Annotated in this window: 2 protein-coding genes; one reads left to right on the top strand and one right to left on the bottom strand. The window is 69.1% G+C overall.

The genetic code is table 11. The features are described 5' to 3' along the window. The first annotated feature begins 144 nt into the window (after positions 1-144). On the top strand, positions 145-1,065 hold the full coding sequence (locus ACWCQK_RS42465; protein WP_451164614.1) for an IS5 family transposase: 921 nt from the start codon (positions 145-147) through the stop codon (positions 1,063-1,065). Here ACWCQK_RS42465 and ACWCQK_RS42460 read toward each other — a convergent pair. After that, positions 1,013-1,540, bottom strand: coding sequence for a hypothetical protein (locus ACWCQK_RS42460; protein ID WP_451164612.1), 528 nt, complete (start codon positions 1,538-1,540; stop codon positions 1,013-1,015). The genes ACWCQK_RS42465 and ACWCQK_RS42460 overlap by 53 nt on opposite strands. Positions 1,541-1,657 lie beyond the last annotated feature (117 nt).

Genomic DNA, 1,657 nt, shown 5'->3' with positions numbered 1-1,657 from the left:
AGAAGCCGTATCTCAACCGATCATGGAACGTGCGGGTCGAACAGGTTTGCCGCCGGGGTGATCTTCCCGTGGTACGCGCATGAAGACAGGGCCTCCCGGTAGCTCGGGGATGCGAGTCTGACCGAGCAGTGCCGGGAGGCCCTGGTGTCGTTGTTGTACGCGTCCGAGCCCGTTCAGTTCAACTCGGTTGCTCCATCGTGTGATTGCCTCGCGCACGTGTACGGCAACGCAGCCGACCATCCCGATCGGGTGCGCCGGTATCCGTCGGACATGACGGACGAGGAGTGGGCGGCCATCCGGCCGTTGTTGCCGATGCCGGCCTGGCTTCAGGGGCGGGGCGGGCAGCCCGAGGGCTACTGTCACCGCCAGCTGCTGGACGCGATCCGTTACCTGGTCGCGGGCGGGATCTCCTGGCGGGCGATGCCCGTGGACTTCCCCGATTGGGGCCGGGTTTACGCCTTCTTCCGCCGCTGGCGCGAGCACGGGCTGATCACAGAGTTCCACGACCGGCTGCGCGGGCGGGTGCGTGAGCGGGAGGGCCGTGAGGCGGAGCCGACGGCCGGGATCATCGATGCGCAGTCGGTGAAGGCCGCGGCCTCGGTGCCGTCCGTCTCGCGCGGCTGGGACGGCGGGAAGAAGGTGGGCGGCCGCAAGCGGCACATCGTGACCGACTGCCTCGGTCTGCTGCTGGTCGTCGCGGTGACCGCCGCGAACGTCGGGGACCGGGATGCCGCGGTGGGCCTGCTGCAGCAGCTGCGCCGCCTGCACCGTGACATCTGCCTGGTCTGGGCCGACGGAGGCTACACCGGCGGCCTGGTCGACTGGTGTCGGCGGAAACTCGCCCTCACCCTTCAGGTCGTCAGGCGCACCGACGATATCGAGGGGTTCGTGGTGCTGCCGAGGCGCTGGGTGGTAGAGCGCACGTTCGCGTGGTTGATGCATTCGCGCCGGCTGGCCCGGGACTACGAGACGTTGCCGGCCAGCAGCGAGGCGATGATCCGGTGGTCAATGGTCACGCGGATGGGGCGGCGTCTGGCGCGGCCACGGGCCGCCGGCCGGCGCTGAACATCCCCGACGTCTCCTGCACGAGCCACCCGCGCTCCGCCAGGCGCCTGGCCTTCGAGCGCACCCCCTCGACCTTCGCCGACGTCGTCCTAAGGCCCAGCTCCACCGTGATCTCCTTGGCCTTCAGCGGTTCTTGGCCCGCCGGCTGCCGTTCTTCGAGCACGCCCAGGATCCGCTGGTAGTCCGGCGCCAGCACCGTCACCGGCAGTCCTTCGCGCCAAGGTGGCACGATCGAGCCCGGCACCGGCGCGGGCAAGGTCGCGGTTTCCCGCTCCGCCTCGGTCACGGCAGTCGTCTCGGCAGCCGAGGCGGCCAGGGCCTCGACCAGCTCTTCCCGCGCGATCACCCGCCGGTCCAGCTCGATCTCGGCGGCCTCCAACACCCCAGCCAACCGGGCGACTTCCTCCCGCAGCCCTTCCACCCGCACACGGGTAACTGTCTCCCGCTCCTCCAGCATTCCCAGCACCGACGCCATCGCGCACCCCTCACTCATGGAGCGGAAACAAGACGCCGGATGCCTCCCTCATTCCGAGCTAGACCACGCCTGACCAGCAGAAATCAAGCGATCATGTTCGGTTGAGATACGGCTTCT

This window comes from Streptomyces sp. NPDC002306 (assembly GCF_053593435.1).
This window is presented reverse-complemented; position numbering and strand designations above follow the sequence as displayed.

Bases quoted from the DNA above. Each gene is read 5' to 3' on its own strand.
- ACWCQK_RS42460 (WP_451164612.1), bottom strand. From the start codon at position 1,540: ATGGCGTCGGTGCTGGGAATGCTGGAGGAGCGGGAGACAGTTACCCGT.